We start from the raw sequence: 26,101 nt of genomic DNA on the forward strand, positions 1-26,101 counted from the left end.
GCGTCAGCGCGCCGACGCCGAGGCGCCTGCGTCCGGGGCCGAGGCCGCGGCCGAACCGGACGCGGCGAACTTGCCCTTGTATTCGATGCGTGCCGACTCGCGCAGCGACTTCAGCGCCGCCTGGGCGGCCTGGCGCTTGCGCTCGTTGGTGAGGAAGGACGTGATTGCCGGCTTGGCCGCTTCGCGGGTCAGCGGAGCGGGCGTTGACGACACCAGCGTCAGCACGCGCGCGCCGCCGGGCTGCGGCAGCATCAGCGACTGCCCGTCGCGCAGCGCGGACAAGCGGCTCAGCAGGACCAGCGGCACATCCTCGGGCGACACGCTGACCTGCCGGCTGCTGACGCGCAGGTGCGCATCGCGCAACGCCTCGGCAGCGCGCGCGGCGTCGGGAGCCGCCTCGACGCGGGGCTTGACTGTGGTCAGCTCTTCGGCCGTGCCCTGGACCAGCGTCTCCTGCAGCGAATAGAAGCGGCGCTGGCTGAACAGGGCCGGCTGGCTGTCGTAGTACCGATCGACCTCGTCGCTCGAAGGCAATTGCGCCTTCTCGGTGACGACATCGTGATAGGCCTTGGCGAGGATGTCGCGCTTGGCGGCCTCGATGGCCTGAACGATGCGCGGGTCCTTGTCCAGGCCCTGGCTGCGTGCGCCCTGGGCGGCCAACTCCTGGTCGACCAGGCCGTCGAGCACGCGGCGCGCCACCGCGTCGGCCCGCTCCGCAGGCACCGGCGGTTGCCGCTGCAGCACATGTTGCAGCTGCGACAGCGAGATCTCGCTGTCGTTCACCTTGGCGGCCACCTGCGTCGCGTCACCGCCCACGCGGCTGCAGCCCGTGAGCGTCAAGGCGCCCGACAGCACGAGCATCAGGGACAGGGGGATCGAAAGCGACACGCGTTCGGAAGAAGTACTGCGAAGACGGCACATGGCAGGCGTGGCGCGTGCCATGTGCCGGGCGGCTGCTGCACGCGGAATTCGAACGGAGCGCAAGTATCACGCAGCGGAGTGCGCGTGAGCCTGCAGACGCGGCGCATGCAGCCAGCGATCGGGGCAAACCGTGGCGAATCGCACGCGCGATGCGCCACGCTGTCGCGCCATGGACACCGGCGGGCGGCGGTGCGCCCGGGCGGCGATTACGACGACTTGCGGCGACCGCCCCAGACCACCGCGCCCAGGCCGAGCGCAAGCATGGCAAGCGTCTGCGGCTCCGGCACCGGCGTCACGACGCCGCTGGTGGTGAGCATGCCGATGTAGCCGACGCCGCCGTAGCCGGAGTGGGTGTCGGTCACGTTGCCGCTGACCTCCAGCATGTAGTCACCCGCCGTCAGGCCGGTGAAGGTCCAGCTCTCCGACCACAGGTTGTTGATGTAGCTGACCAGGTTGCCGCCCGAGAGGGTCACCGACGTCAGGTCGATGTTGAGCCGGCTGGACCAGTCCCACTCGATCGTGGTGGTGGTCGCGCTGGTCGGCGCCTGGCTGAGCGTGAAGGTGTAGCAGTCGTTGAAGGACTGGGCCGAGTTGAAGTCGTTGCCGAAGAAGCTCCCGCTGGACGGGCCGAGCGTGCCGAGCGAGAAGCTGCTGGTGCAGGTAGCCGCCATCGCAGGTGCGCCCGCACACAGGGCAAGCGCAAGGGCAAGGGATTTGAGTTTCATGAGTGCTCCCCGGAAGGGCTTGTTGCTGGCATGTCACAAAATGTGCCACAGCCTTTCGCGAAAGTGCACCGGCCCCGGGCCCCCTGTTCACGGGGAAATGCGGGCCCGCCATGCCAAGGTGAGCACCGACTCGGAGGTTTCGTCGGGGTTTTCCGCAATCATCCCGGCCTGCGCCGCTGTCCTGCTCCTCGTCCATGACGCTTCCCAAGATTCCTCGGTCGTATCGCATGTGGCTCAAGGCCAGGCTGCTCGACGCGCGTGCGCGATGGGTGCAGGCGTTTCGTTCCTACGACCAGCCCGAGCTGCGCGCCGCGTTGGATGCGCTCGGTGTGCGCAGCGGAGACAGCGTGATGCTGCACAGCGCGTTCGGCCGCGACCACGGCTTTCGCGGCTCGATCGAGCAGCTCACCGACGCCTTCATCGACACCCTCGGTCCCGACGGTCACCTGCTGATGGTGTCGCTGCCGTATCGCACGTCGTCGCTCCAGTACCTGCAGAAGCTCAAGCAGTTCGACGTGCGCAAGACGCCGTCGATGATGGGCCTCGTGTCGGAGTTCTTCCGGCGCCGTCCCGGCGTGCTGCGCAGCGTGCACCCCACGCACCCGGTGCTGGTGCATGGCCCGCGCGCCGGCTGGTTCGTCGACGACCATCGCGACTGCCTGTATCCCTGCGGCCCGGGCAGCCCGTTCGACAAGCTGCTGCAGGCCGACGGCCAGGTGGTGTTCTTCAACGTGGCCTTCGACACCTTCACCTTCTTCCATCACCTGGAGCATCTGGTCAGCCCGCAGCTGCCGTTCGCGCTGTACACCACCGAGCCGTTTCATGTGCCGGTGATCGATGGGCAGGGCGTGGCCGGGACGGTCACGACCTATGTCTTCTCGCCGGAGGCCATCGCGCGGCGGCGTTTTCCGAAGCTCGAAGCCGCGTTGCGGCAGCGCGGACTCATCCGGGAGCAGCGCGTGGGCAACAGCCGGCTGCAGGCGATCCGCGTGCGCGACGCAGTCGATTGCGTGATGGCGATGACCCGCAACGGCGAGTTCTTCTACGACCTTGCGGCAGCCGCGCCGCAGGCCGGCCCCCCTTGATTCGGTGTTCGGTCGGAGGGTGGCGTTGGGCTATCCTCGCGGCTCTTCACACGCCTTCGAGCGCAACCCGTGTCCATCCTTTCCCACCGGCGTGATTGCCATGGCTGACAGCGCGTCGTTCCTCGATTTCGGCGGCCGCTGGGTCGTCGTCACGGGCGCGTCGTCGGGCCTCGGGCGGGCCACCGCCGCCGAGCTCGCTGCGAATGGCGCGCGGGTGGTCCTGGTAGGCCGCGACCAGGCGCGGCTGGCGCAGGCCGCGGCCGAGCTCGGCACGGCCGAACACCGCGTGCTGCCGCTCGACCTTGCCGCCCACGACTCCATCGCGCCGGCGATCGCCGCCTTGCGCAAGGACGTCGGCGCGCTCTACGGGCTGTGCCACGCGGCCGGCATCGTCGAGACCCGGCCGCTCACCGCCAATACGGTGTCGGTGGTGCAGTCGCAGCTCGACGTCAACCTGCTGGGCGGCCTGGAGCTGGCGCGCGCGGTGTGCCGGCGCGACGTCATGACGCCCGAAGGCGGCAGCCTCCTGTTCATCTCCTCCGTCTACGGGCGTGTCGGCATGCCGGGACAGATCGGCTATTGCGCAAGCAAGGGCGCGATCGCCGCCGCCGTGCGCGCGATGGCGATCGAGCTCGCGAGGCGCCAGATCCGCGTCAACTGCCTGTCGCCCGGCCTCGTGCTCACGCAGATGACCGAGCAGGCGCTGGGACTGCTCTCGGCCGAGCATGTCGACAAGCTCAAGGCCGCGCATCCGCTCGGCGCCGGCCAACCGCAGGACGTCGCACGCGCTGCCGTCTTCCTGCTGTCGCCCGCGACCCGGTGGATCACCGGCGCCGACCTCCCTGTCGACGGCGGCTTCACCGCTCAATGAGCGCCCACGGAAATCGCACGATGAACCTGCAAGACGCCTTGGCCTGGATCAGCGAAGTATTCGAGGAGTCGCCCGGCCGCATCGCCGCGTCGACGCTGCGCAAGGAGATCCCCGGCTGGGATTCGCTCGGAACGCTGTCGCTCATCGCCGCGCTCGACGAACGCTTCGACATCCACCTGTCGGAGCAGGACATCGAAGCCTTGCAAAGCGTCAACGACGTGTTCGACGTGCTGCGCCGGCACGGCGCGCTCGAGGGCTAGTGTCGTGAGTTGGAAATACGTGGCGTTTCGACGGGCCCAAACGGGGATGAGCGCAAGGCGCGGAGTCGGGTCCATACCGGGGGTATGGACCCGACTCTGCAACGCGGCGATCGCCCCGTTTGGGCCCGCCTTCGGTTCGACCAGATGGCGCCCTCGGTCGCCTGCGCGAAGGGGCCAATACGTCCAGTATTGGCCCCTTCGCGCAGCCGCCCGATCATCACCATCTGGTCGAATCGAAACGCCACGTATTTCCAACTCACGACACTAGGCGCGGACCGGAAGGAGCCGACGTGCGATTCATCCTCATCGACCGCATCGTGTCGCTGGTGCCCGGCGAGAGCGTGGTGGCCACGCGCACGGTGCCGGCGGAGGACGACTACTTCCAGGACCATTTCCCCGGCTTTCCCGTGGTGCCGGGTGTGCTGCTGACCGAGACCATGGGCCAGGCTGCCGCCAAGTGCCTCGATGCCGAGCGGCGTCCGCGCGGCAAGGCCATGCTCGCGCGCATCCTGTCGGCCAGCTTCCGCCAGTGGGTGCGTCCCGGCGACGAGCTCACGCTGCGCGCCACCGTGGTCTCCAACGAGGAGCGCTTCGCGACCGCCGAGTGCGAAGCGCAGGTCGGCGGTCGCACCGCCGCGCAGGCCAAGCTCTTCTTTTCCTTCATGCCGATCGAGAACTTCGCGCCGTCGTTCCGCGACCAGGTGCTCGAGGACTATCTCGCGGCGCAGCCACGATGAACGACACCTTCGGTCTTCAGGGGCGCTGCGTGCTGGTCACGGGCGGCACCCGCGGCATCGGCCGTGCCATCTCGCTGCGACTGGCCCGCGCCGGTGCGACCGTCGTGGCCAACTACGCCCGCAACGACGGCGCCGCCCAGGCGCTGCGCGAGCAGGCCGTGCAGGAGGGGCTGGCGATCGAGGTCCTGCGCGCCGACCTCACGCTGCCCAAGGGGCTGGCGGCGGTGAACGAGCGCATGCAGCAGGGCGGCGAGCTGCCGATCTCGCTGGTCCATTGCGCGGCCACCGGGGTGCACCGTCCGTTCGACCAGCTCAGCGCCAAGCATTGGGACTGGACCATGGCGCTCAACGTGCGCGCCTTCTTTGAGCTGATGCAGCAGCTGCTGCCACTGCTGCGCGAAGGCTCGGCCGTGGTGGCCGTCTCCTCCGCCGGCGCCGTGCGCGCCGTGCAGGCCTATTCGACGGTCGGCGCGTCCAAGGGCGCGCTCGAGGCCTTCGCGCGGCATCTCGCCGTCGAGCTCGCCCCACGCGGCGTGCGCGTCAACATTCTTTCGCCGGGCAGTGTCGAGACCGATGCCTGGGCCGCCTTTCCCGACAAGGAAGCGCGCCTGGCCGAGGCGATCCGCCGCTCGCCGCGAGGCCGCATGGTCGATCTCGACGAGGTGGCGCACGCCGCGCAGTTCCTGTGCAGCCCGGCCTCGAGCGGGCTGATCGGCCACACGCTGGTCGTCGACGGCGGCGCGCGCGTGGTCGACTGATTGCCCGTCTCGCGCATCACGTCGCAGAGGTTTCGCATGAGCCGCTCCAGCATCGAAGGTGTCCGCATCGCCGGCGTGTCGACCTGCGTTCCCCCGCAGTCCGTCAGCAACCTCGACCCCAACCTCGGCTTCGATCCCGAAGAGGTGCGCAAGGTCGTCGCGATGGCCGGGGTCAAGGAGCGGCGCATCGTCGGCGACGGCGTCACGGCCGCCGACCTGTGCTTCGAGGCTGCCGAGCAGCTGCTCGATCGCATCGGCTGGTCGCGCGAATCGGTCACCGGCCTCATCTTCGTCACCCAGTCGCCCGACTACTTCCTGCCTTCGACCAGTTGCATGCTGCACCAGTGGCTGGGCCTGGGCGACGACTGCGCGGCCTTCGACATGGGCCTGGGCTGCTCGGGCTACCCCTACGGCCTGTACCTCGCGGCGGCAATGCTGCGCGCGGGCGGCCAGCAGCGCATCCTCATGCTGCATGGCGAGACGCCGAGCCGCTTCGTCGACGACGGCGACCAGGCGACCAGGCTGCTGTTCAGCGACGCGGGCTCGGCCACTGCGCTGGAGAGTGCGCCGGGCGCCGCCGCGGCGCACTTCTGCCTGCACACCGACGGCAGCGGCCACGCCGGCCTCATCATCCGCGGCGGCGCGTTCCGCGACCGCCGGCCGGCCGATCCGCGCGACCTGGCGCTGCGCATGGACGGCGCCGGCATCTTCAACTTCACGATCAAGCGCGTGCCGCCGCTGATCCGCGACGCGCTCGAGCTGTCGGGACGCTCGGTCGAGCAGATCGACAGCTTCGTCTTCCACCAATCCAACCGCTTCATCATGAAGCACCTGATGAAGAAGAGCGGCCTGCCCGAGGCGCGCGTGCCCATGACCATCGAAGACATGGGCAACTGCGGCGGCCCGTCGGTGGCCGTCACGATGACGCGGCTGCTGCCGGCGCAGCGCGAGCGCGACATGACCGTGATGCTGCTCGGTTACGGCGTCGGCCTGTCCTGGGGCGCCGCGGTGGTCGACATCGACGCGCAGGCGCCGCTGATGCACGCCGACTACGCCGGCACGCTCGAACGCCGCGGCGCCGCACTCGCGGCCGCCTGAGATGTGCGGCATCGCGGGCCTGTACGGCCCTGACCGCTCCCCGCCCCGGCAGGACGAGCTCGAGGCGATGGTCGCGGCGCTGCATCACCGCGGCCCCGACGGGCAAGGCATTCGCATCGACGGCCCCGTCGGGCTGGGCCATGCCCGCCTGAGCATCATCGATCTCGAAGGCGGGGCCCAGCCGCTGCACAACGAGGACGGCAGCATCTGGGTGGTCTTCAACGGCGAGATCTTCAACTACGTCGAGCTGCGCGAGGTCCTGGTTCGCCAGGGGCATCGCTTCCACACCCGCTCGGACACCGAGGTGCTGGTGCACCTGTACGAGCAGCACGGCGACGACTTCGTCCAGCAGCTGAACGGCCAGTTCGCCCTCGCGCTGTGGGACGGCCGCCGCCGGCGCCTCGTGCTGGCCCGCGACCGTGTCGGCATCCGGCCCCTGTTCTACACCTGGGCCGGTGGCCGACTCGCGTTCGCCTCCGAGGTCAAGGCTCTCTTCACGCTGCCGGAGGTGCCGCGCAAGCTCGATCCGGGCGCGATCGCATCGACCTTCAGCTACTGGTCGGCCTTGCCGCCGGCCAGCGTGTTCGAGGGTGTGTCCGTGCTGCCGCCGGGTCACCTGATGACGGTCGAAGGCGGCCGGGCGCAGGTCCGCCGCTACTGGGACTGGGCCTTTCCCGGCCACGCTGCCGGCGAAGCCCGGTCGGAGGAGGACTGCGCCGAGCAACTGCATGCGCTGCTGGTCGACGCCGTGCGCCTGCAGCTGCGCGCCGACGTGCCCGTGGGCGCGTATCTGTCGGGCGGGCTGGATTCGTCGGTCATCACCGCGATCATCCACAACCACACCCGTACGCCGCTGCGCAGCTTCTCGCTGACCTTCGAGGACGCCGAGTTCGACGAGAGCGCGCACCAGCGCGCGCTGGTGGCGCATCTGCGCACCGATCACACGTCCATGCAGGCGACCAAGGGCGAGATCGGCAGCGCGTTCCCTCGCATGGTCTGGCATGCCGAGGCGCCCGTCGTGCGCACGGCGCCGGTGCCGATGATGCTGCTGGCCGACAGCGTGCGCGAGGCCGGCTACAAGGTCGTGCTCACCGGCGAGGGCGCCGACGAGGCCTTCGGCGGCTACGACCTCTTCAAGGAGGCCAAGGTCCGGCGCTTCGCCGCCCGCACGCCGCAGTCGCGCTGGCGCCCGCGGCTGCTGGAGCGGCTGTATCCGTATCTCGCCAACTCGCCGGCGGCGGGACAGGCGTTCACGCGCCAGTTCTTCGGCACGGGCGCCGAGGCGCCCGATGCGCCGCACTTCGCCCACATGACGCGGCTGGCCACCACGCGCCGCATCCTCGGCTTCTTCGCCGAGGACTGGCGCCCTCGCGTGCAAGCCTGGGACCCTCACCGTGCGCTGGCCGACGGCTTGCCGCCCGAATTCGACGGCTGGGCGCCGCTGGAGCGCGACCAGTACGTCGAGGCGCATACGCTGATGTCGGGCTACCTGCTGTCCTCGCAAGGCGACCGGATGGCGATGGCGGCATCGATCGAGGCGCGCTATCCGTTCCTCGACCACCGCGTCATCGAGTTCGCCTGCCGCCTGCCGCCGCGATTCAAGCTGCGCGGCCTGAACGAGAAGATGCTGCTGAAGAAGGCGATGCGCCACGAGCTGCCGGCCTCGATCGGCCAGCGCACCAAGCAGCCGTATCGCGCTCCCGACAGCGCCTGCTTCTTTTCCGGCGGCCGGCCGCTGCCGTACGTCGAGGAGCTGCTCAGTCCCGCCAGCCTGGGTCGCGCCGGCCTGTTCGATCCGGGCGCCGTCGGCAAGCTGGTCGAGAAGTGCCGTGCCGGTCGCGCCATCGGCTTCGGCGACAACATGGCCTTCGTCGGCGTGCTGTCCACCATGCTGCTGCACGAGCAGTTCATCCGTCCCTCGATGGGCGCAGTGCCCTGGTGCTGAGGGGGGCCGCATGTCGCTGCATCACGCCTTCGAGCAGGCCGCGCGCCGCCTGCCGCACAAGCCGGCTCTGGTGTGCGGCGAGCGGCGACTGTCCTACGGCGAGCTGCAGCGGGCAGTGAGCGCGCTGGCCCACGCCTTGCGCGAAGACGGCGTCGCGCCGGGCGAGCGGGTCATCGTGTTCCTCGAGAACAGCGTCGAGTTCGCGGTCGGCGTGCTGGCGGTGCTCGCCGCCGGCGCGGTCGTGGTGCCGATCAGCCCGCTGGCAAAGGCCGACAAGCTGCGCTTCGTCGCGCGCGACACGGGCGCGGCCGCGATGCTCACGCATGCCATGCTGGCGCCGGCCTGGGAGCCGGCGCTCGACGACGTGGTGGCCGACGTGCGCAGCATCCGCGTCGCGGGCGTGTCGCAGCCGTCGGCAGTCGACGCACGCGTGCGTGCGTGGCCCGAGGCCGGCGCGTCTCGCGACATGGACGAGCCGTTGCGCAGCGACGCCGATCTCGCGGCGCTCATCTACACGTCGGGGACCACCGGCGTGCCCAAGGGCGTGATGCTGACGCATGCCAACCTGCGCAGCGCGTGGGATTCCATCCAGGCCTACCTCTGCCTGCGAGAGGACGACGTCATCGGCCTGGCCCTGCCCGCTGCCTTCAGCTACGGCCTGAACAACCTGCTCATGGGCCTGTCCGTGGGCGCCACCGTGGTGATCGAGCGCGGTGCCGCCTTTCCGGTGAAGCTCGCGCAGGTGCTCGCGCGCGAGCGCGTGACGGTGTTTCCCGGCGTGCCGACGCTGTTCGCGTCGCTTCTCGCACTGCAGAACCTCGACGCCTTCGACTTCAGCGCGCTGCGCCTCGTGACCAACGCCGCCGCGGCCCTGCCGGAGCCTCATCTGCATCGCATCCGCGCCCTGTGGCCGCAGGCGCAGCTGTTCGCGATGTACGGCCTGACCGAATGCGTGCGCGCGAGCTACCTGCCGCCTGCGGAGATCGACCACCGCCCGGGCAGCGTGGGCCGCGGCATCGCGCACCAGACGCACTGGCTGGTCGACGAGCACGGCCGGCGCCTGCCGGACGGATCGATCGGCGAGCTGGTCGTGAGCGGCGCCCACGTGAGCCCCGGGTACTGGCAGCGTCCCGAGGAGACCCGGCAGCGCATGGGTGTCGATGCGAGCACCGGCGAGCGGCTGCTGCGCACCGGCGACCTGTTCCGCAGCGACGCCGAGGGCTATCTGTATTTCGTCGCCCGCCAGGACGACATCATCAAGACGCGCGGCGAAAAGGTCGCGCCGCGCGAGGTCGAGAACGTCATCTACCAGCTCGATGCCGTGACGGGTTGCGCAGTCGTGGGGGTTGCGGACGACGCGCTGGGCCAGGCGGTGAAGGCCTATGTCACACTGCGGCCGGGCTGCACGCTGGCCGAGCGCGACATCGTCAAGCATTGCCTCGCCCGACTCGAAAACTACATGGCGCCCAAGTTCGTGGAGATCGTCGACGAACTGCCGCGCACCGAGTCCGGCAAGATCCGCCACGCCAGCTTGCGCTGAGAACGCGCTGCACGAACACAAGCTATCGCCGCAGGGGAAGACATGGATCAGGTCAAGGGGGATATTCGGCGCTTCGTCGAGGACAACTTCATCATGGGCGCGCGCACCGCGCCGCTCGCCGACGGCGACTCATTCCTCGAGCATCACGTGCTCGATTCCACCGGCTTCCTCGAGCTGATCGCCTTTCTCGAGGCGACCTACGCGATCAAGGTCGAGGACAGCGAGATGATTCCCGAGAACCTCGACAGCCTGGACAGCATCGTCCAGTACCTGTCGCGCAAGCGCGCCGGCTGACGGGAGCCTGTGCCGATGAGCGCCACGCCACGCCCCGGTCCCGACGCGCTGCAGCTCGACTGCGCGGCCGAATCCGAACGCATCACCCGCTGGATGGTCGACATGCTGGCCAACCGCCTGCACCGGCGCGGCCTGGTGGTGGCGATCTCCGGCGGCATCGACAGCTCGGTGTGCGCGGCGCTGGCCGTGCGCGCTGTCGGGCCCGGGAAGGTCTTCGGGCTCCTGCTGCCCGAGCGCGACTCCAGTTCCTTCAGCACCGAGCGCGGGCGCCTGCTGGCCGAGCATCTGGGCATCGCGCACGAGACCTTCGACATCGCACCGGCGCTCGAGGCGCTGGGGTGCTACCGCCAGCGCGACGAGGCCATCCGCCGTGTGTTTCCTGCCTACGGCGAGGGTTGGCGCAACAAGATCGTGATCGCCGGCGGCACCGGCGGCGGCATCAACTACTTCAAGCTGGTGGTCGCGACGCCCGACGGCATCCTGCACGAAGCGCGGCTGCCGCTGCGCGAGTACCTGCAGATCGTCGCAGCGACCAACTTCAAGCAGCGGGTGCGCAAGACCATGGACTACTTCCATGCCGACCGACTGAACTACGCGGTCATCGGCACGCCGAACCGGCTGGAGTACGACCAGGGGTTCTTCGTGAAGGTGGGAGACGGGGCGGCCGACCTGAAGCCGATCGCCCACCTGTACAAGACGCAGGTGTATGCGATGGCGCGCTGGCTGGGACTGCCGGAGCCGATCTGCAGCGCGCAGCCCACCACCGACACCTACACGCTGCCGCAGGGGCAGGACGAGTTCTACTTCGCGCTGCCCTATGCACAGATGGACGTGGCGCTGTGGTCGCTGAACCACGGCGTGAGCGCCGCCGGGCTCGGCGAGGCGCTCGGCGTGGATGCGGCGAAAGCGCAGCGCATCTACGACGACATCGAGGCCAAGCGTCGCGCCGCCCGCTACCTGCACGGCGTGGCCGAGACCGTCGAGCCGGTCGGCCCTTCTCCGCTCTGACATGAAGCTGGCCCTGACCCTGCGAGCGCGCGAGGTCCGCGATCTGTTGCGCCTGCCGTCCCAGGCGCGCGCCGAACGCCGTCGCGACCGGGCGGGACTGCCGGCCCATGACCCTGGGAGCGAGCAGGTTCTTCCGGCGCTGATGGACTGGCTGAGCCTCGCCCAGGACGCGTCATCGAGCGCCGACGGCGGCGTGGCGCGCGACTACAGCCTCATCAATGGGTGGGCTTCGTCGTATCCCGAGACGACCGGCTACATCGTTCCGACCTTCCTCGAGTATGCGCGGCGCACCGGCCGCGCCGACATGCGCGAACGTGCCCGACGCATGACCGACTGGCTGGTGCGCATCCAGCTGCCGGGCGGCGGGTTCCAGGGCGGCAAGATCGACTCGCGGCCGGTGGTCCCCGTCACTTTCAACACCGGGCAGATCCTGCTCGGGCTCGCGGCCGCGCAGACCGAGTTCGGCACCTATGCCGGGCCCATGCGCCAGGCCGCCGATTGGCTGGTGCAGACGCAGGATCCCGACGGCTGCTGGCGGCGCCATCCGACGCCGTTCGCTGCCGCGGGCGAGAAGGAATACGAGACCCACGTGGCCTGGGGCCTGTTCGAGGCAGCGCGCATCGAGTCGGGCTGCGGCTACGGCGAGGCGGGCCTCGCCAACGTGCGCTGGGCGCTGAGCTCGCAGGGCGCCGACGGCTGGTTCCCGAAATGCTGCCTCGACGAGCCCGCGCAGCCCCTGACCCACACGATCGCCTATGCCTTGCGAGGGGTGCTGGAGGCCTATCGGTTCAGCTCGGATGCCACATTGCTCGATGCCGCCCGCCGCACCGCCGACGGCCTGCTCAGCGCACTGGGCCCCGAGGGACGTCTGGCCGGGCGGTTCCGGCCCGGATGGCGGCCGGCCGTGGACTGGGTCTGCCTTACCGGAACCGCACAGACCGCGCACTGCTGGCTGCTGATGTACCAGTTCACCGGGGAAGCCCGCTACGCCGAGGCGGCAGCGAAGGCCAACCGCTTCGTGCGTCGAACGGTGTGCATCGACGCCCCGCCGCAGACGCGCGGCGGCGTCAAGGGATCGTTTCCCGTCGACGGCGACTACGGCCGCTACGAGTACCTGAACTGGGCCGCCAAGTTCCTCGCCGACAGCCTGATGCTCGAGATGGACCTGCGCGGACGCTGATCCGCAGGTCGAAGCTTCACTTCGGCATGCAGGCAGCGAAGTCCTCGAAGGCGCCGTAGGCGGGCGGCGACGCGCGCGTGGATCCGCAAAGGTCCGGCGAGGCTCCGGCTGGGCCTCGCCTCCTGGGCGCCCCGTCGCGCCAGCCCAGGTCCAGTGCCGCCGCGTTGCGGTACAGGCCGCGCTGCGGGTGGTGGCCGAAGTACAGCGCCACGATGCCCGTGTCCAGGTTGTCCTCCGCATGCAGCAGGCCGCCGTCGCGCGTGCGGATGGCGCCGTCGACGAGATTGCCCGCGACGTCGGCGCTGCTCTGCGCGAAGCGCACCGAGATGCCGCCGGTGTCCAGCAGCGTGTTGTGCATCACGCGGCTCATGGCCGCCCGATTGACGTAGATGCCGTCGTCGGAGCACGAGGCGACGAGGTTGGACTCGACCACGCCGCCGTCCTGCTCGGTGATGCAGCGACCGTCTCGGCAGTGGTCGCGGCCGGTTCCGCCGCCGCCCAGCGACAGCCCGACACGCCAGCCCGGTGTGCCGCGCAGCAGCGCTTCGCACAGCACCACGTTGCCCTCGAAGCGGTTCTCCGTGCCGCCGCCCTTCGCGAAGGCGCCGTAGCTGATGCGGTCTCCGCCGGCCTTGACGAAGTCGGCGATCAGGTTGCGCCGGATCGTCCAGCGGCTCGCCGCCACCAGGTCGATCGGGGTGACCGGGTTGTCGGTGCGGCGCACGCTGCCGTTGGCGAGCGTGTTGCCCTCGACGAGCCCGTCGTCGGGGAAGCGCCCGCCTTCGCCGTTGACCTTGATGTGCGCATTGAAGTCGTTCAGCGTGTTGTTGCGAGCGATGAAGTGCGCGCCCGCGCCGACCACGTGGAAGGCATGCTCGCAATCGCCGTGTTGCGGGCACACGCCGCGCAGCGTGAGGTTCTCGAACACCCAGTGGGGCGCGGCGACGACGAAGCCCTCCGCTGTCTCGAACTCGAGCGTCACGGTGGAGGGTCGCGCTGCCCGCACCACGATGGGCGCGTCCGCCCGGCCTGGCTGCCGCGCGGCCAGGGTGGCATGGAAGCGATAGACGCCCGGCGCGAAGGTCAGCACGTCGCCGGCGCGCAAGCGCTCCATGGCCAGCATGGCATCGTCCGCGGAGCTCACGCTGATGGCGGTGCCGCCCGGCGAGCCGGGTGCGGCCTCGGGCTGGGCGCCCACGCGCAGGCGCGGAAGACCTTCGGCGCGCGCATCGCCGCGGTCCAGCAGCTCCAGCAGCCGGGCGATGCGCTCGCCCGCACCGGCGACCAGCGGATGGTGGTCGGATACCCGGTGCTGCAGGTAGGGACCCAGCGTGCGCGGCGGCACGTCGATCGCGGCGGCAACGCCGGCGATCATCGCGATGCCGGCTGCCAGCGCCAGCATGATCAACGCGACCAGGTTGCGCAGGCGGGCGGGCGATGCGGCCGTGCGCACGGGCTGGCGTCGGTGGGCGCGCATCAGGACTGAACGGCTGGCGCGCTGCGCACCTGGCCGAGTTGAATCGAGAGCACGGCGAGCAACAGCAGCAGGAACGCCACCCGCGGGACGTCGAGCAGGCTGCTCACCAGGCCCACGGTCAGCGCGCCGAGCAAGGCGGCGAACAACACCGCGGCGGCCCGCACGCCGCGGCGCCATGCCGCGCGCAGGCGCGCAGCCGCCAGCGCGAAAGTCGAGGCAAACAGCATCAGCCCCACCATGCCTTGTTCGATCAGGACCTCGAGACAGAGATTGTCGATGTGCCAGGGCACGAAATAGTGCTGTGCCGCCGGCAGCCAGCGCGCGAGGTGCTGCGAGAAATCTCCGTTTCCCAGCAGGTTCACGCCGCCCGCATCGCGCAGCACCAGATTGTCCAGGTCCGCATGCGCATCGGCATCGAGAACTGCGATGGCGAACACCTTCATTCGTGGGGGAAAGAAGCCGGCGCGCGGCGACCCGCCTTCCAGGGCCGCCTCGACGTGCTGCCAGCGGCCGTCGTCGCTGCGGCCCACGTCGAGGATGGCGCGGCGGCACGCGTCTTCGTAGAGCAGATGGATCTCGCACACGCTGAGGGCGAGCCGAACCGGGCGCGTGGTGCGCACATCCAGACCGGCGCGCATGCCGCCGTCCTGGCTCGCGGCAATCCGCTGCGTCAGCATGTACATGCCGGCGAGGGTCTCGTTGTGCGCCGGCGGCCCCGCGAGCCTCAGGTACGGGTCGGCGGGCGTGTCGACGATGCGCGCCTGGCCCGGCAGCGGATGCTCGGCGACACGGCTGCCGTAGACGGCGGGCAGCCGGCCCAGTCCCTCACCGCGGAGCCAGTCGAGCGGGCCGTCCAGCAAGTCGATGCCGGACTGCCAGTGCGCCAGGCGGCTGCCGAAGTCGAAACTGCTGCGCTGCAGCCGCAGGCGCATGAACGAATCGGAGCCGAGCACCATCGCGGCTTGGAGCAGCAGCGTCGCGACCAGGCACCAGCCGGCCACTCGGCGCCAGCGCGGCGGATTTCCGGCAGGCCGCCGGTGCGACAGCCACGCCAGCGCCGCCAGGGACACCGTCACCGCGAGGTAGACGCCGCGCGAGAACGTGGTGAGGCACGCGTACTCCACCAGCAGCGCCAGCATGGCCGCGGCGCACCAGCGCCCCGGCGTGGCAGCGCGAAGCACCGCCCAGGCGACGAAAGGCGTCGCGATCGCGAGGTAGCCGTCGATCGCGGCGCCGCCGACATGCATCTCCCAGAAGAGCGCGACCGTGCGGTACGGCGCTGCGAAGTCGAACAGCCCGGGATAGGCTGCGCGCTCCCACAGCACGGCCGCGGCGACGATGCCGGTGCCGACCGCCATGCCGGCGGCGATGCGGCCGACGGTCTGCGTGACCGATCGGTCCAGCGCCTGTCGCAGCAGGGGCGCCAGCAGGCCGGCGTGGAGCATCCCCTTGGCGACGCGCCAGGCGTTGAGCGGATCGGCCTGCGTCTGGTGCCAGTCCAGGCGCCACGCCGTGTCGGCGGCCAGTCCGCGCCAGAGCGAGACGGCGAGCCATACGGCCCACGACCAGGCGAGCGCGGCAAACAGCCGATCGGACGCATCTGCCCGCATGGCCGATGCCTCGGCTGGCGCTCGCGGCGTGAGCGCGAGGCGGGCATACCCGCCTGCCAGGGCGCCCAGCACGATCAGGTCGAACTCCTCGACCACGATCCAGCCGGTCCACGGCGCGAAATTCATCGCTGGCAGGCACGCCGGAAGCACGAAAAGCCACAGGCCGTCGAAGCGTGTGGCCATGAGGATCCACAGCAGGCTGACGAGCAGCGCCGCATGCGGCGCCACCGGGTGATGCCAGCCGATGAAGGCCGCGGCGAGCGCGGCCGCGGCGGCCATGACCGCCCACGGCCAGCGCACGCTGGGCGCGGCATGCAGCGCGTGCGCCCGGCCGCTCAGCACGTCGACGCCGGGCGCCGCACCGCGGATTGCCGTGGCCGTTCGTCGTGCATCCCTTCATTTTAGGGGCGCACCCCGGCCGGACCCATGCTTGAAGGCCCGCGGCGGCGCGATCCGCAAGAGGCGCTTGGCATACTCGGGCACCATGGCCTGCCAACCCGCACCGTCACTTCAGCGTCCGAGCCCCCCGCAAGAGCGGCGGCCGGTCGGCGCGTGGCGGACGGCGGTGCATTGAGAGCGGGCCGACGCCGATGTACGAATCACGCTTTGGCATCACCGGGCCGCCGTTCCAGCTGAGCCCCGACCCGAGCTTCTATTTCGACAGCCGCGGCCACCACCGTGCGCTGGCCGAGTTGCGGCGCGGACTGGGCGAAGACGCCGGGTTCATCGTCGTCAGCGGCGAGATCGGCGCGGGCAAGACGACGCTGGTGCGCACGCTGCTCGAGGAGATCGACCCGGGCGTGCTGTCGGTCGCGCACGTGGTGAGCACGCAGCTGAACGCGCAGGAGCTGCTCGGTGCCACGCTGATCGGCTTCGGCCTGCCGGTCGACGACTCGACCACCGAGCACCTCGTCTCCCACCTGCTGCGCTTCCTCGTCAAGCTCGACAAGGAAGCGCGCCGCGCCGTGCTCATCGTCGACGAGGCGCAGAACCTTCATCGCGATGCGTTCGACCAGCTGGTCGCGATCGCGACGCGGCGCGGTCCGCGCCGCCTGCCGTTCCAGGTCTGCCTGGTGGGCCAGCCGGAGCTGCGCGAGCTCATCGAAGCCCCCGATCTGGCGGGCTTGCGATCGCTGGTCAGCGTGTCCTGCCACCTCGGGCCGATCGACCTGGAGGAGACGGGCGCGTACATCGAGCACCGCCTGCGCAAGGTCGGCTGGAGCGGCAGCCCGAGCTTCGAGCCCGGTGCATTCGAAGAGATCCATCGCTGGACCAACGGCATCCCGCGGCGCATCAACCTCCTGTGCAACCGCCTGATGCTGTCGCGCTTCCTGGCGTCGGAGACGACGATCGACGTGCCGACGGTGGCCACCACGGCACGCGACCTTCGCGCCGAGATCGGCGAGCCTGGCGACGAGCCGCCGCCGTTGGCCCTCGCCGGTGCGGGGGCGCCGCCGCGCAGCGCCGCGCGCGCACCCAAGCTGCAAACCCCGCTGGTCGCTCCGATGGAGCCCGGGCCGTTGCTGTGCGTGGTCGCCGGACGCGCCGACCACGTGAAGGCGGCCGCGCTGATGCGCGCGCTGGCCGGACGCCCCGACCTGCCGGCCGCCAAGCTCGTGCGGGTCCACAACGACGACGCGCTGGAGCTGAGCAGCGCGTTGTTCAGCGGGCTGGATGTCGGCAAGGGCCTGATCAGCCTGGGCATCGCCCCAGGTCCGTCCGACACGCGGTCGCCCGAGCTGATGAACGTCTTCGAGTTCGTCGTCGACCATGTGCTGCCGCGCGCCGTGATCGTCTTCGACGGCAGCGAGGCAGCACTGGCCTGCGCTACGGTGGCGCAGGCCAAGGACGTCCCGATCGTCCACATCGGCGCCGGGCTGCGGGCCGACGAGGGCGCGCAGTCCGCCACGCGTCAGGCCACGGACCGGCTCGCCGACCTGCTGTACACCACCGACGCGCAGGCCAGCGAGACGCTGGCGCGCGAGGGCATCGAGCCGGAGCGGGTGCATTGCGTCGGCAATCTCCTGATGGACGGCATGCAGATCGCGATGCGCTCGCTGATGAGCGCCACGCTGAGCCGCGTGGGAATGCATCCGGCCGAGCCCATCATCGCCGACCGCAGCGGCTACGCGCTGGTGGTGCTGACCCAGCCGGTCAACATCGGCGAACGTCAGTCCCTGATCGACCTGCTGGCGATGCTGCGTGACGTGAGCCGCGACGTTCCGCTGGTGTGGCCGATGACCCCGCGCATCGAAGGCCAGCTGAGGAAGTTCCGACTCGACATCTCGGACGAGCGCATCACCTGCCTGCCCCCGCAGAGCTATCCCGACTACGTCGCGCTGCTGCGCGGTGCAACCTGCCTGCTCACCGACTCCTGGAATGCGCAGGAGGAGTCGACAGCGCTCGGCGTGCCGTGTCTCACGCTGGGAGCGTTTCCCGAGCGAGCGATCACCGTCTCCATCGGTTCGAACGTGGCCGTCGGCCGGAATCGAACGCTCGTCACCCGGGCGGTGTGGGATTGCATGTTCAACGGGGGCAAGCGCGGGCGTGTGCCGGAGCTGTGGGACGGCAAGACGGGCGCGCGCATCGCCGGCTACCTGGGCGCCTGGCTGTCGGTGGCCCCCACCGATCGACGCGCTCAGGCGTGACGTTCGGGAACATCGGCGCAGCACCAACGAACTGGGGGGGTGGCAGCACCACCCCGCAGTCAAGGGCTCTCACGTTTCACGCCGCTGCACGGGTAAGTAAGTGCTTCGGTCGCTGGTCTGTTCGATGAGCTCTGTGGTTCGACCCCTCAGGTGAGGGATTCACGGTGGAGGGCCCCTGCGTAGACTGCGTGACTCCGAGGGGGAGAGAGCGTTTCGACGCAACTCTTACACGTATCCAGCAAGTCCGCGGCACCTACGCGGCAGCTTCTGAAGGGGGGTCTGTGATGTTGAAGATCTTTAAGCATCACATCCCGGTGTGGTCGGTGCTGGAGTTGGTCGCGGACAGCTTGCTTTGCTTCGCCGCCGTTCTTCTGGCCGCTGCCCGGCTGCCGGGCGCCACCCTCGATCCCCAGCGCCACGCCTTTCCGTCTTCCGACGTTCTGCTGTGGGCAGCGGGCTTCGCAGGCTTCATGGCCCTGCTGTACTCCTTTGTCGGCCTGTATCGCCAGGGCGCCATCCGGGTGAGCCTGCGCGCCTTGTTCGGCCGTGGCCTCGTGGCCTTGTCCATGGGCTCGTGCATTGCGTACGCGGCCCTGCAAGCCGATGGCAATCGCGACTACGCGCTGCTGTTGCTGCTCTACGCGGTGCCCGTGATGGCGGTTGGCGTCATTGCCGTTCGCAGCGTCGGCTACCTGGCGCGCCGTGCGGCCGTCGGCGCGCGCCGCGTGCTGATCGTCGGCACCGGCGCCGAGGCGCTGAGTGTCGCGACCGATCTGGCCGCTGACAGCGCCGCTCGCCACCTGCTGGTCGGCTTCTACCCGACGTCGGCCGACGAGCCTGCGGCTTCGCTCGCCGGCATCCCGGTTCCGATCTTCCCGATGCAGTTGTCCATCGACGATGTGGTGCAGAAGCACCGTGTCGACGAAGTCATCGTCGCGGTGCGCGAGCAGCGGGGCGGCGGCGTGCCGATGGACCAGCTGCTCGCATGCCGCATTCGCGGCATCCCGGTGCTCGACCTGGCGGGCTTCTTCGAGCGCGCCAAGGGCGAAGTGCCCACCGACAGCCTGAAGGCGAGCTGGCTCGTCTACGGCCACGGCTTCGTGCAGGACGGAGTGCGCACGGCAGTCAAGCGCGCGTTCGACCTGGTGATGTCGTTGGTGCTGCTGCTGATCGCCTCGCCGATCATGGTGATCACCGCCATCGCGATCAAGCTCGACAGCCGCGGCCCGCTGATCTATCGGCAGGAGCGCGTCGGGCTCGGCGGCCGGTCGTTCATGTGCCTGAAGTTCCGCAGCATGAGCGTCGATGCCGAGAAGGACGGCGTGGCCCGCTGGGCGACCAAGAACGATTCCCGCGTCACGCGTGTCGGCGCCTTCATCCGCAAGTGCCGCATCGACGAGCTGCCGCAGTTGATCAGCGTGCTGCGCGGAGAGATGAGCCTGGTGGGTCCGCGCCCGGAGCGCCCCTCCTTCGTCCAGCAGCTGCAGGCGGAGATCCCGTTCTACGACATCCGTCACAGCGTGAAGCCCGGCGTGACCGGATGGGCGCAGGTGCGCTACAGCTATGGAGCGTCCGTCGAAGACGCTCGCCGCAAGCACCAGTTCGACCTGTACTACGTCAAGAACCACTCGCTGTTCCTCGACCTGCTCGTGCTCGTGGAAACGGTGAGCGTGGTGCTCTTCCGCGAAGGCGCTCAGTAAGACCACCGGCCCGCACGCCGCCTCGAGCGGCGCGGGCCTGTGCTCATCTCATCGCGGCATTGATGCCGCGGCCCGGCCGACTGGTCAGCGTGGCTTCAGTCACGCGCCGCCGCCACGCCGCGTGCGAGAATCGCGACCCCGTTCGACGCCAGCGCGTACCAGCGCGGCAGCCTTCGTCGGCCGACGCGCCTCCAACGCAAGATGTACGAATCCCATTTCGGCCTCACCGCAGCGCCGTTCAGCCTCAATCCCGATCCGGCCTTCTTCTTCGGCAGCCGCGGCCACAGCAACGCGTTGTCGTACCTGAAATTCGGCGTCTACCAGGGCGAAGGCTTCGTGGTCGTCACCGGCGAGATCGGAGCGGGCAAGACGACGCTGGTGCGTACGCTGCTGTCTGAACTCGACCGCGACCGAATCGTGGCGGCGCAGATCGTCAGCACGCAGCTGGAAGCGGGCGACCTGCTGCGCTCCGTCGCCCTCGCGTTCGGCATCGCACCGAAGAGCCTGTCCAAGGCCGAGCTCATCGCCACCATCGAGGCCTTCCTGACGCTGCTGGTCACCGAGAACAAGCGCGCCCTGCTCATCGTGGACGAGGCACAGAACCTCAACCGCGAGGCGGTCGAGGAGCTGCGCATGCTGTCGAACTTCCAGCTCGGCAGCCAGGCGCTGCTGCAGAGCTTCCTGGTGGGGCAGCCCGAGCTGCGGGTGCTGCTCACCTCCAAGCCCATGGAGCAGTTCCGTCAGCGTGTCATCGCGTCATGCCACCTCGGCCCGATGGACGAAGCCGAGACGCGCGCCTACATCGAGCATCGGATGCAGCAGGTCGGCTGGACCGGCAACAATCCGGCGTTCGACGATGCCGCTTTCGCGCGCATCTTCCACTGGACGGCAGGCATTCCGCGGCGCGTGAACCTGTTGTGCAACCGGCTGCTGCTGGGCGCCTACCTGTCGTCGCAGGACCTGGTGGATGCCGCCACCGTGGACACCATCGGCAACGAAGTGCGCAGCGAAGTCGGCGACGCCGCGACGCGCCCGGGCCCGACCGAGGTTCGTCGTCCCGCCGCGGGTGATGCGGCCATGCCGCCTGCGGCCCCTTCTGCGGCGGTGCAGAGCCTGGCGCCCGCCGTGGGCCCGCTGGTCGTCGTGGCCGCCAGCGACTTCGACGACGTGAAGCTGGCGGCGCTGCTGCCGGCCCTCAAGCAGCACAAGGTGGCGCCCCGCATGGTGCGCGTGACCATCGGCGAGAAAGCGCGCTATGCGCTGAACCAGCCGCTGCACCGGCACTTCGGCGTGGACGTGCCGGTCGTGGCGCTGGAAATTTCCGAAGCCGATCCCACCGAGCAGATCGCCTCGGTGATGAAGCAGTTCGCGCAGCTGGTCGACGAGCATCGACCCGACGCCGTGCTGGTGATCGGCGGGAGCGACGGCGCGCTCGCCTGCGGTCTCGTGGGCCGCAAGAAGGGGTGCCGCATCGTGCACGTCGAAGCCGGTGCGCGCGCTGCCGCGGTAGGCGTCGACGAAGCGGCCAACAGCGTGCTGCTCGACCGCATGGCCGACGTGTTCTACCCGGCCGAGATGCCGGCCTACGTGGCGCTGGTGCGCGAGGGCGTGGGCGACGCGCACCTGCAGCACGTGGGCAGCCTGCTGGTGGACGCGGTGCAGGCCGCCGCCGGTGCGCCCGCGGCCTTGCCCGCGATGTCGCAAGAGGCCTCAGCCGTCGTCGCGCGCGGCTACGGGCTGGTGATGCTGAATGGCGCCATCATGGCGGGCGACAGCGAATCCATCACCGAGCTGCTGAGCAGCCTGCACGAGATCAGCCGCGAAAAGCCGCTGGTGTGGCCGATGCCCCGCCACATCGATGCCAGGCTCGAGGCACTCGACCTGTCGAGCCTCGCGGCACACGAGCGCATCCAGCGGGTCGACCCGGTCGGCTTCATCGAGAGCGTAGGCCTGGCCCAAGGCGCCGCCTTCATCGTGACCGATTCGCGCGACGCGGAGCTCGTGGCCGGCATCCTGAAGCGGCGCTGCCTGTGGGTCGATGCGCCGCATCCGGGCGCGTCGGTCGGCCGGCACGACGCCGTCAAGCCTTCGGGAGCGGGAGCGGCCGAGCGAACCGCCGAGCATCTGGCCCACTGGTTGTCCGGGCGCGGCAAGGCGGCGTCGCACTGACCGCGGCGGCCGGCCACGGTGTCCTCTCACCGCACCGCGTTGGCGACGTACCACTCCACGGCTTCGGCCAGTCCGGCTTGCACGTCATGCGTCGGTTCGTATCCGAGCAGCCGGCGGGCCTTGTCGATATCGGCCATCGAATGGCGCACGTCGCCGGCGCGGAAGTCGGCGAAGGTGGGAGGTGCCACCTGCACCGTCGGCGCCACTTGCTGCAGCGCGCGCGCGATGGCCGCGTGCAGCTGCTTGAGCGTCGTGCGATCGCCCACCGCGACGTTGTAGACCTGGTTCAGGGCCTCGGGGCGGTCGACCAGCGCCGCGCGCAGATTGGCCTGCACGGCATTGGCGACGTAGCAGAAGTCGCGTGAGGTTTCGCCGTCGCCGTTGATCACGCATGGCTGGCCGGCCAGCATGGCCGCGACCCAGCGCGGAATCACGGCCGCATAGGCGCCCATCGGGTCCTGGCGGGAGCCGAAGACGTTGAAGTAGCGCAGTCCGATCGTCGCCGTTCCGTAGCAGCGGCCGAAGACGTCGGCGTACAGCTCGTTGAGGTACTTGGTGACGGCATATGGCGACAGCGGCCGGCCGATGTTGTCCTCGACTTTCGGCAGGGTGGGCGAGTCGCCATAGGTCGAGCTGGAGGCGGCGTAGACGAAGCGTGTGCTGCCCGCGTCGCGCGCTGCCACCAGCATGTTGAGGAAGCCGGTGGCGTTGGCCTGGTGGGTCGTCAGGGGATCCCGGATCGATCGGGGCACCGAGCCCAGTGCGGCCTGGTGCAGCACGAGCTGCACGCCTTCGCAGGCGGCGGCGCACGCGCGAGGATCGGCGATGTCGCCCTCGATGAAGCGGTGGCGCGCCCACGCGTCGTCGCCGACGCGGCGGCGAACCTCGTCGAGGTTGGCGCGATGGCCGGTGGCGAAGTTGTCCAGGCTGGTCACGCTCTGGCCGGCCCGCAACAGAACCTCGAGCAGGTGCGAGCCGATGAAGCCTGCGCTGCCGGTGACGAGCCAGCGCCGCGGCCGTGCCGCCAGCTCGGCGACCAGCTCATCGTGCAGTCGCATCACAGACGCCAAACGTGGACTCCCTGGGCCTCCAGCGCCTGCTTGTCGGCGGTGCACTTCACGTCGCCGTAGACGCCGCCAGGCACCAGCTTGGCGAGCACCTGGGACGTGGAACGCTCGACCAGGCTCTTGTGCGCCACGGCCGCGACGATGGCGCCGGCGCGCGGCAGGTCGTCCCATGCCACCAGTTCCACGCCGTACTCGTGCCGCGCCTCGGCGGGCGTCGCGACGGGATCGTGCACGTGCACGGTGAGCCCGTAGCTTTGCAGCTCGCGAATGACGTCGATCACCTTCGAGTTGCGCAGGTCGGGGCAGTTTTCCTTGAAGGTCAGCCCGAGCACGATGACGTCGCCGCCCTTGACCTGCTGGCCGGCATTGATCATGCACTTGACGGTCTGCTCGGCGATGTACTTGCCCATGCCGTCGTTGATGCGGCGCCCCGCCAGGATGACCTGCGGGTGGTAGCCCAGCATCTCCGCCTTGTGCGTGAGGTAGTACGGGTCGACGCCGATGCAGTGGCCGCCCACCAGGCCCGGGCGGAACGGCAGGAAGTTCCACTTCGTGCCGGCGGCCTTCAGCACATCGAGCGTGTCGATGCCGATGCGATGGAAGATCAGCGACAGCTCGTTGACCAGCGCGATGTTGAGGTCCCGCTGGGTGTTCTCGATCACCTTGGCGGCCTCGGCCACCTTGATGCTGGACGCGCGGTACACGCCGGCCTTGATGATGCTGCCGTACATCTCGGCCACCAGGTCCAGCGTCTTCGGGCTGTCGCCCGAGACGACCTTGGTGATCGTCGTCAGCGTGTGCTCCCGATCGCCGGGATTGATGCGCTCCGGCGAATAGCCGACGAAGAAGTCGCGCTGCCACTTCATGCCGGAATGCTTTTCGATGACGGGGATGCACACCTCCTCGGTCGCGCCCGGATAGACCGTGGACTCGAAGACGATGGTCGCGCCCCGCTTGAGGTTCTTGCCGACCGAGGTGCTTGCCCCGATCAGCGGCGAGAAGTCGGGTGCATGCGCGTCGTCGACCGGCGTGGGAACGGCGACCACCACGAAGTCGGCGTCGCGCAGGGCGGCGGCGTCGGTGGTCGGCATCAGCTTGCTGGAGGCCTGCAGCTCCTGCGTGCTGACTTCCCCGGTCGGGTCGGTGTGGCGACGATAGGCTTCGATCTTTTCGGTGGACAGGTCGAAACCGATCGTCGGGTATTTCTTGCCAAACTCCACAGCCAGCGGCAGGCCCACATAGCCCAAGCCAACGACGGCGACCTTCATACGTCTGCTCCCCTTCTCGGTGCGTGCAATCCCATGACACCTGCGGCACGACAGGCGCGCAGGCGGACTCGCGCAGATTGTCGTTGTGGCTCGCCCGCCGGACCACCCCCGAACCGTAGGGACTTGGCCCGAAATCCGCACATTGTTGGCAAACCGCCCCACTGCTTCGCGTGGCGCCGGTGCGTCGGCCCGGCCTGGAGATGGGCGGCTGCTAAGCTGCGCGCCTTCGGGTCGGACGGGGCAGCGCGGTATGAGAGGCGAGATGGCGCGCGGCGCCGCGTGGATGGTTCTGTTCCGGCTGTTCGATCGCTCGGTCGGCATCGTGAGCACGACGGTGCTCGCGCGCCTGCTGGTTCCCGCTGACTTCGGCCTCGTCGCAATGGCGATGTCGGTCATTGCCATCATCGAGTTGGCCACCGCGTTCAGCTTCGAAGTGGCCCTGATCCAGAAGAACGACCCGCAGCGCGAGCACTTCGATACCGCCTGGACGCTCAATGTCCTGGTGGCGCTGGCAGGCGCGGCCGTGACGGCCGCGCTGGCCCACCCGGCCGCGGCCTTCTACGGCGACCCCCGGCTCGTGCCGGTGATGTTCGCGATCGGTGGCGCCTGGCTGATCACGGGCTTCGAGAACGTGGGCACGGTGAACTTCCGGCGCGAGATGAACTTCTCGGCCGAGTTCAGGTGGATGGCGAGCAAGCGCGTGATCGCCTTCGTCGTCACGCTGATCGCCGCGTTCACCTTCCGCTCCTACTGGGCGCTCGTGATCGGAACCGCCACCGGGCGCTTCGCCGGCGTGGTGCTGAGCTATGTCATGCATCCGTACCGGCCGCGCCTGGCGCTGTCGCGTGCTCGCGAGCTGTTTTCGTTCTCCGGCTGGCTGCTGGTCAACAACCTCGCCGGCGTGCTGTTCGGCCGCCTGCCGCACTTCTTCGTGGGGCGCGTGTTCGGGGCGCAGCAGCTGGGCGCCTACACCGTCGGCTCGGAGATCGCGCAGCTCGCGCACACCGAGCTGGTGGCGCCGATCAACCGCGCGATGTTCCCGGGGTACGCGCGCCTGGTGGACGACCCGCCGGCGTTCCGGCGCGTGTGCGTCGACGCGACGGCCGCGATCCTGCTGGTCGTGCTGCCGGTGAGCGCGGCGGTGGCCGTGCTCGCGGCGCCCATGGTCCGCGTGCTGCTCGGGGCGCAGTGGCAGCACGCCGTGCCGATCATCCAGATCCTCGCGTTCGCGGGCGCGTTGACCGCGCTGATCTCGAACAACGTGTCGGCCTACCTCGCGCTCGGGCGGCCACACCTCGCAACGTTGATCTTCGTCGCGCGCGTCGTCGTCTTCGTGGTGGCGATCGCGCTCCTGGGCAGCAGCCACGGGGCCACGGGAGTGGCCTACGCGGAGTTGCTGGCGACCTCCTGCAGCCTGGTCGTGAGCCTGCCCATTCTCTTCGGTGCGCTCGGGCTGCGGGTGAAGGACTATGTCGCGATCATGTGGCGTCCCCTCATCGCGAGCGCGGCGGGCTACGCGGCCGTCAGGCAGCTGCTGCTGCGGCTCGGCAGCGAAGGCACGTTCGGTGAGGCGGCCCTGCAGCTGCTGGCCGGCACGGTCGGGGGTGCCGTCGTCTATCTCGTGTCGCTGTGGCTGCTGTGGATCGCCGCCGGTCGCCCGGCAACGGTCGAGCCGATGATCGCCAGCCGCGCGATCGGAGCCCTGTCGGGCTGGCGATCGCGCAGCGCCTAGCGCCGATC

21 protein-coding genes are annotated in these 26,101 nt (G+C 69.7%); 15 read left to right on the plus strand and 6 right to left on the minus strand.

Annotated features, from left to right (window positions below):
- Positions 1 to 3 precede the first annotated feature (3 nt).
- Together P7V53_RS02965 and P7V53_RS02970 are read right to left on the minus strand one after the other, a co-directional pair.
- Positions 4 to 888, minus strand: a complete 885-nt coding sequence (locus P7V53_RS02965) for an EpsD family peptidyl-prolyl cis-trans isomerase (RefSeq protein WP_280153984.1) — start codon at positions 886 to 888, stop codon at positions 4 to 6.
- A gap of 239 nt (positions 889 to 1,127) precedes the next feature.
- Positions 1,128 to 1,646, minus strand: coding sequence for an FxDxF family PEP-CTERM protein (locus P7V53_RS02970; protein WP_280153985.1), 519 nt, complete (start codon positions 1,644 to 1,646; stop codon positions 1,128 to 1,130).
- 194 nt (positions 1,647 to 1,840) lie between these two features.
- Between P7V53_RS02970 and P7V53_RS02975 the strand changes: the two genes are divergently transcribed.
- The 11 genes from P7V53_RS02975 to P7V53_RS03025 all read left to right on the plus strand — a co-directional run bounded on the left by P7V53_RS02975 (position 1,841) and on the right by P7V53_RS03025 (position 12,422).
- Positions 1,841 to 2,731 carry an AAC(3) family N-acetyltransferase gene (locus P7V53_RS02975; RefSeq protein ID WP_280153986.1) on the plus strand — a complete coding sequence of 297 codons (891 nt, stop codon included), beginning with the start codon at positions 1,841 to 1,843 and terminating at the stop codon, positions 2,729 to 2,731.
- A 100-nt stretch (positions 2,732 to 2,831) separates the two neighbouring features.
- Positions 2,832 to 3,602, plus strand: a complete 771-nt coding sequence (locus P7V53_RS02980; RefSeq protein WP_280153987.1) for an SDR family oxidoreductase — start codon at positions 2,832 to 2,834, stop codon at positions 3,600 to 3,602.
- A gap of 20 nt (positions 3,603 to 3,622) precedes the next feature.
- Positions 3,623 to 3,862, plus strand: a complete 240-nt coding sequence (locus P7V53_RS02985; protein WP_280153988.1) for an acyl carrier protein — start codon at positions 3,623 to 3,625, stop codon at positions 3,860 to 3,862.
- A 290-nt stretch (positions 3,863 to 4,152) separates the two neighbouring features.
- Complete coding sequence (locus P7V53_RS02990; protein ID WP_280153990.1) at positions 4,153 to 4,599, plus strand: 3-hydroxyacyl-ACP dehydratase FabZ family protein; 447 nt, start codon at positions 4,153 to 4,155, stop codon at positions 4,597 to 4,599.
- A complete protein-coding gene (locus tag P7V53_RS02995) occupies positions 4,596 to 5,357 on the plus strand; it encodes an SDR family oxidoreductase (RefSeq protein ID WP_280153991.1) in 762 nt (253 codons plus the stop codon). Before P7V53_RS02990 ends, P7V53_RS02995 begins: the two co-directional genes overlap by 4 nt.
- 36 nt (positions 5,358 to 5,393) lie before the next feature.
- Positions 5,394 to 6,455, plus strand: coding sequence for a ketoacyl-ACP synthase III (locus tag P7V53_RS03000; protein ID WP_280153992.1), 1,062 nt, complete (start codon positions 5,394 to 5,396; stop codon positions 6,453 to 6,455).
- A gap of 1 nt (position 6,456) precedes the next feature.
- Positions 6,457 to 8,400, plus strand: a complete 1,944-nt coding sequence (gene asnB / locus P7V53_RS03005; RefSeq protein ID WP_280153993.1) for an asparagine synthase (glutamine-hydrolyzing) — start codon at positions 6,457 to 6,459, stop codon at positions 8,398 to 8,400.
- A gap of 10 nt (positions 8,401 to 8,410) precedes the next feature.
- Positions 8,411 to 9,940, plus strand: a complete 1,530-nt coding sequence (locus P7V53_RS03010) for a class I adenylate-forming enzyme family protein (RefSeq protein ID WP_280153994.1) — start codon at positions 8,411 to 8,413, stop codon at positions 9,938 to 9,940.
- Positions 9,941 to 9,982: 42 nt separating this feature from the next.
- Complete coding sequence (locus P7V53_RS03015) at positions 9,983 to 10,234, plus strand: acyl carrier protein (protein WP_280153995.1); 252 nt, start codon at positions 9,983 to 9,985, stop codon at positions 10,232 to 10,234.
- A gap of 15 nt (positions 10,235 to 10,249) precedes the next feature.
- Complete coding sequence (nadE, locus tag P7V53_RS03020; RefSeq protein ID WP_280153996.1) at positions 10,250 to 11,242, plus strand: NAD(+) synthase; 993 nt, start codon at positions 10,250 to 10,252, stop codon at positions 11,240 to 11,242.
- A gap of 1 nt (position 11,243) precedes the next feature.
- On the plus strand, positions 11,244 to 12,422 hold the full coding sequence (locus tag P7V53_RS03025; RefSeq protein ID WP_280153997.1) for a hypothetical protein: 1,179 nt from the start codon (positions 11,244 to 11,246) through the stop codon (positions 12,420 to 12,422).
- A gap of 16 nt (positions 12,423 to 12,438) precedes the next feature.
- Here the strand turns inward: P7V53_RS03025 and P7V53_RS03030 are convergent, their stop codons facing one another.
- Together P7V53_RS03030 and P7V53_RS03035 are read right to left on the minus strand one after the other, a co-directional pair.
- The gene (locus tag P7V53_RS03030) at positions 12,439 to 13,899 is read right to left on the minus strand and encodes a right-handed parallel beta-helix repeat-containing protein (RefSeq protein ID WP_280153998.1); all 1,461 of its coding nucleotides are present in this window, start codon (positions 13,897 to 13,899) and stop codon (positions 12,439 to 12,441) included.
- Positions 13,899 to 15,851, minus strand: a complete 1,953-nt coding sequence (locus P7V53_RS03035; RefSeq protein WP_280153999.1) for a hypothetical protein — start codon at positions 15,849 to 15,851, stop codon at positions 13,899 to 13,901. The genes P7V53_RS03030 and P7V53_RS03035 overlap by 1 nt, the downstream gene beginning before the upstream one ends.
- A 248-nt stretch (positions 15,852 to 16,099) precedes the next feature.
- Here P7V53_RS03035 and P7V53_RS03040 point away from each other — a divergent pair, with 248 nt between their 5' ends.
- The 3 genes from P7V53_RS03040 (at position 16,100) to P7V53_RS03050 (ending at position 22,026) form a co-directional block, all read left to right on the plus strand.
- Positions 16,100 to 18,157 (plus strand): UDP-N-acetylglucosamine 2-epimerase, encoded by a 2,058-nt coding sequence (locus P7V53_RS03040; RefSeq protein WP_280154000.1) that lies wholly within the window; start codon positions 16,100 to 16,102, stop codon positions 18,155 to 18,157.
- A 284-nt stretch (positions 18,158 to 18,441) separates the two neighbouring features.
- On the plus strand, positions 18,442 to 19,857 hold the full coding sequence (locus P7V53_RS03045; RefSeq protein ID WP_280154001.1) for a TIGR03013 family XrtA/PEP-CTERM system glycosyltransferase: 1,416 nt from the start codon (positions 18,442 to 18,444) through the stop codon (positions 19,855 to 19,857).
- 201 nt (positions 19,858 to 20,058) lie between these two features.
- Positions 20,059 to 22,026, plus strand: coding sequence for an XrtA/PEP-CTERM system-associated ATPase (locus P7V53_RS03050; protein ID WP_280154002.1), 1,968 nt, complete (start codon positions 20,059 to 20,061; stop codon positions 22,024 to 22,026).
- A 26-nt stretch (positions 22,027 to 22,052) separates the two neighbouring features.
- Here P7V53_RS03050 and P7V53_RS03055 read toward each other — a convergent pair whose 3' ends face one another.
- Positions 22,053 to 23,084: an SDR family oxidoreductase gene (locus P7V53_RS03055; protein WP_280154003.1), complete on the minus strand. Its 1,032-nt coding sequence runs from the start codon at positions 23,082 to 23,084 to the stop codon at positions 22,053 to 22,055.
- Positions 23,084 to 24,361 carry a nucleotide sugar dehydrogenase gene (locus tag P7V53_RS03060; protein WP_280154004.1) on the minus strand — a complete coding sequence of 426 codons (1,278 nt, stop codon included), beginning with the start codon at positions 24,359 to 24,361 and terminating at the stop codon, positions 23,084 to 23,086. The genes P7V53_RS03055 and P7V53_RS03060 overlap by 1 nt, the downstream gene beginning before the upstream one ends.
- 262 nt (positions 24,362 to 24,623) lie before the next feature.
- On the opposite strand from P7V53_RS03060, the gene P7V53_RS03065 reads away from it, so the two are divergent.
- Complete coding sequence (locus P7V53_RS03065) at positions 24,624 to 26,093, plus strand: lipopolysaccharide biosynthesis protein (RefSeq protein WP_280154005.1); 1,470 nt, start codon at positions 24,624 to 24,626, stop codon at positions 26,091 to 26,093.
- Positions 26,094 to 26,101: the final 8 nt, after the last annotated feature.

Origin of the sequence: Piscinibacter sp. XHJ-5 (genome assembly GCF_029855045.1) — a bacterium.
Classification (GTDB): Bacteria; Pseudomonadota; Gammaproteobacteria; order Burkholderiales; family Burkholderiaceae_C; genus Albitalea.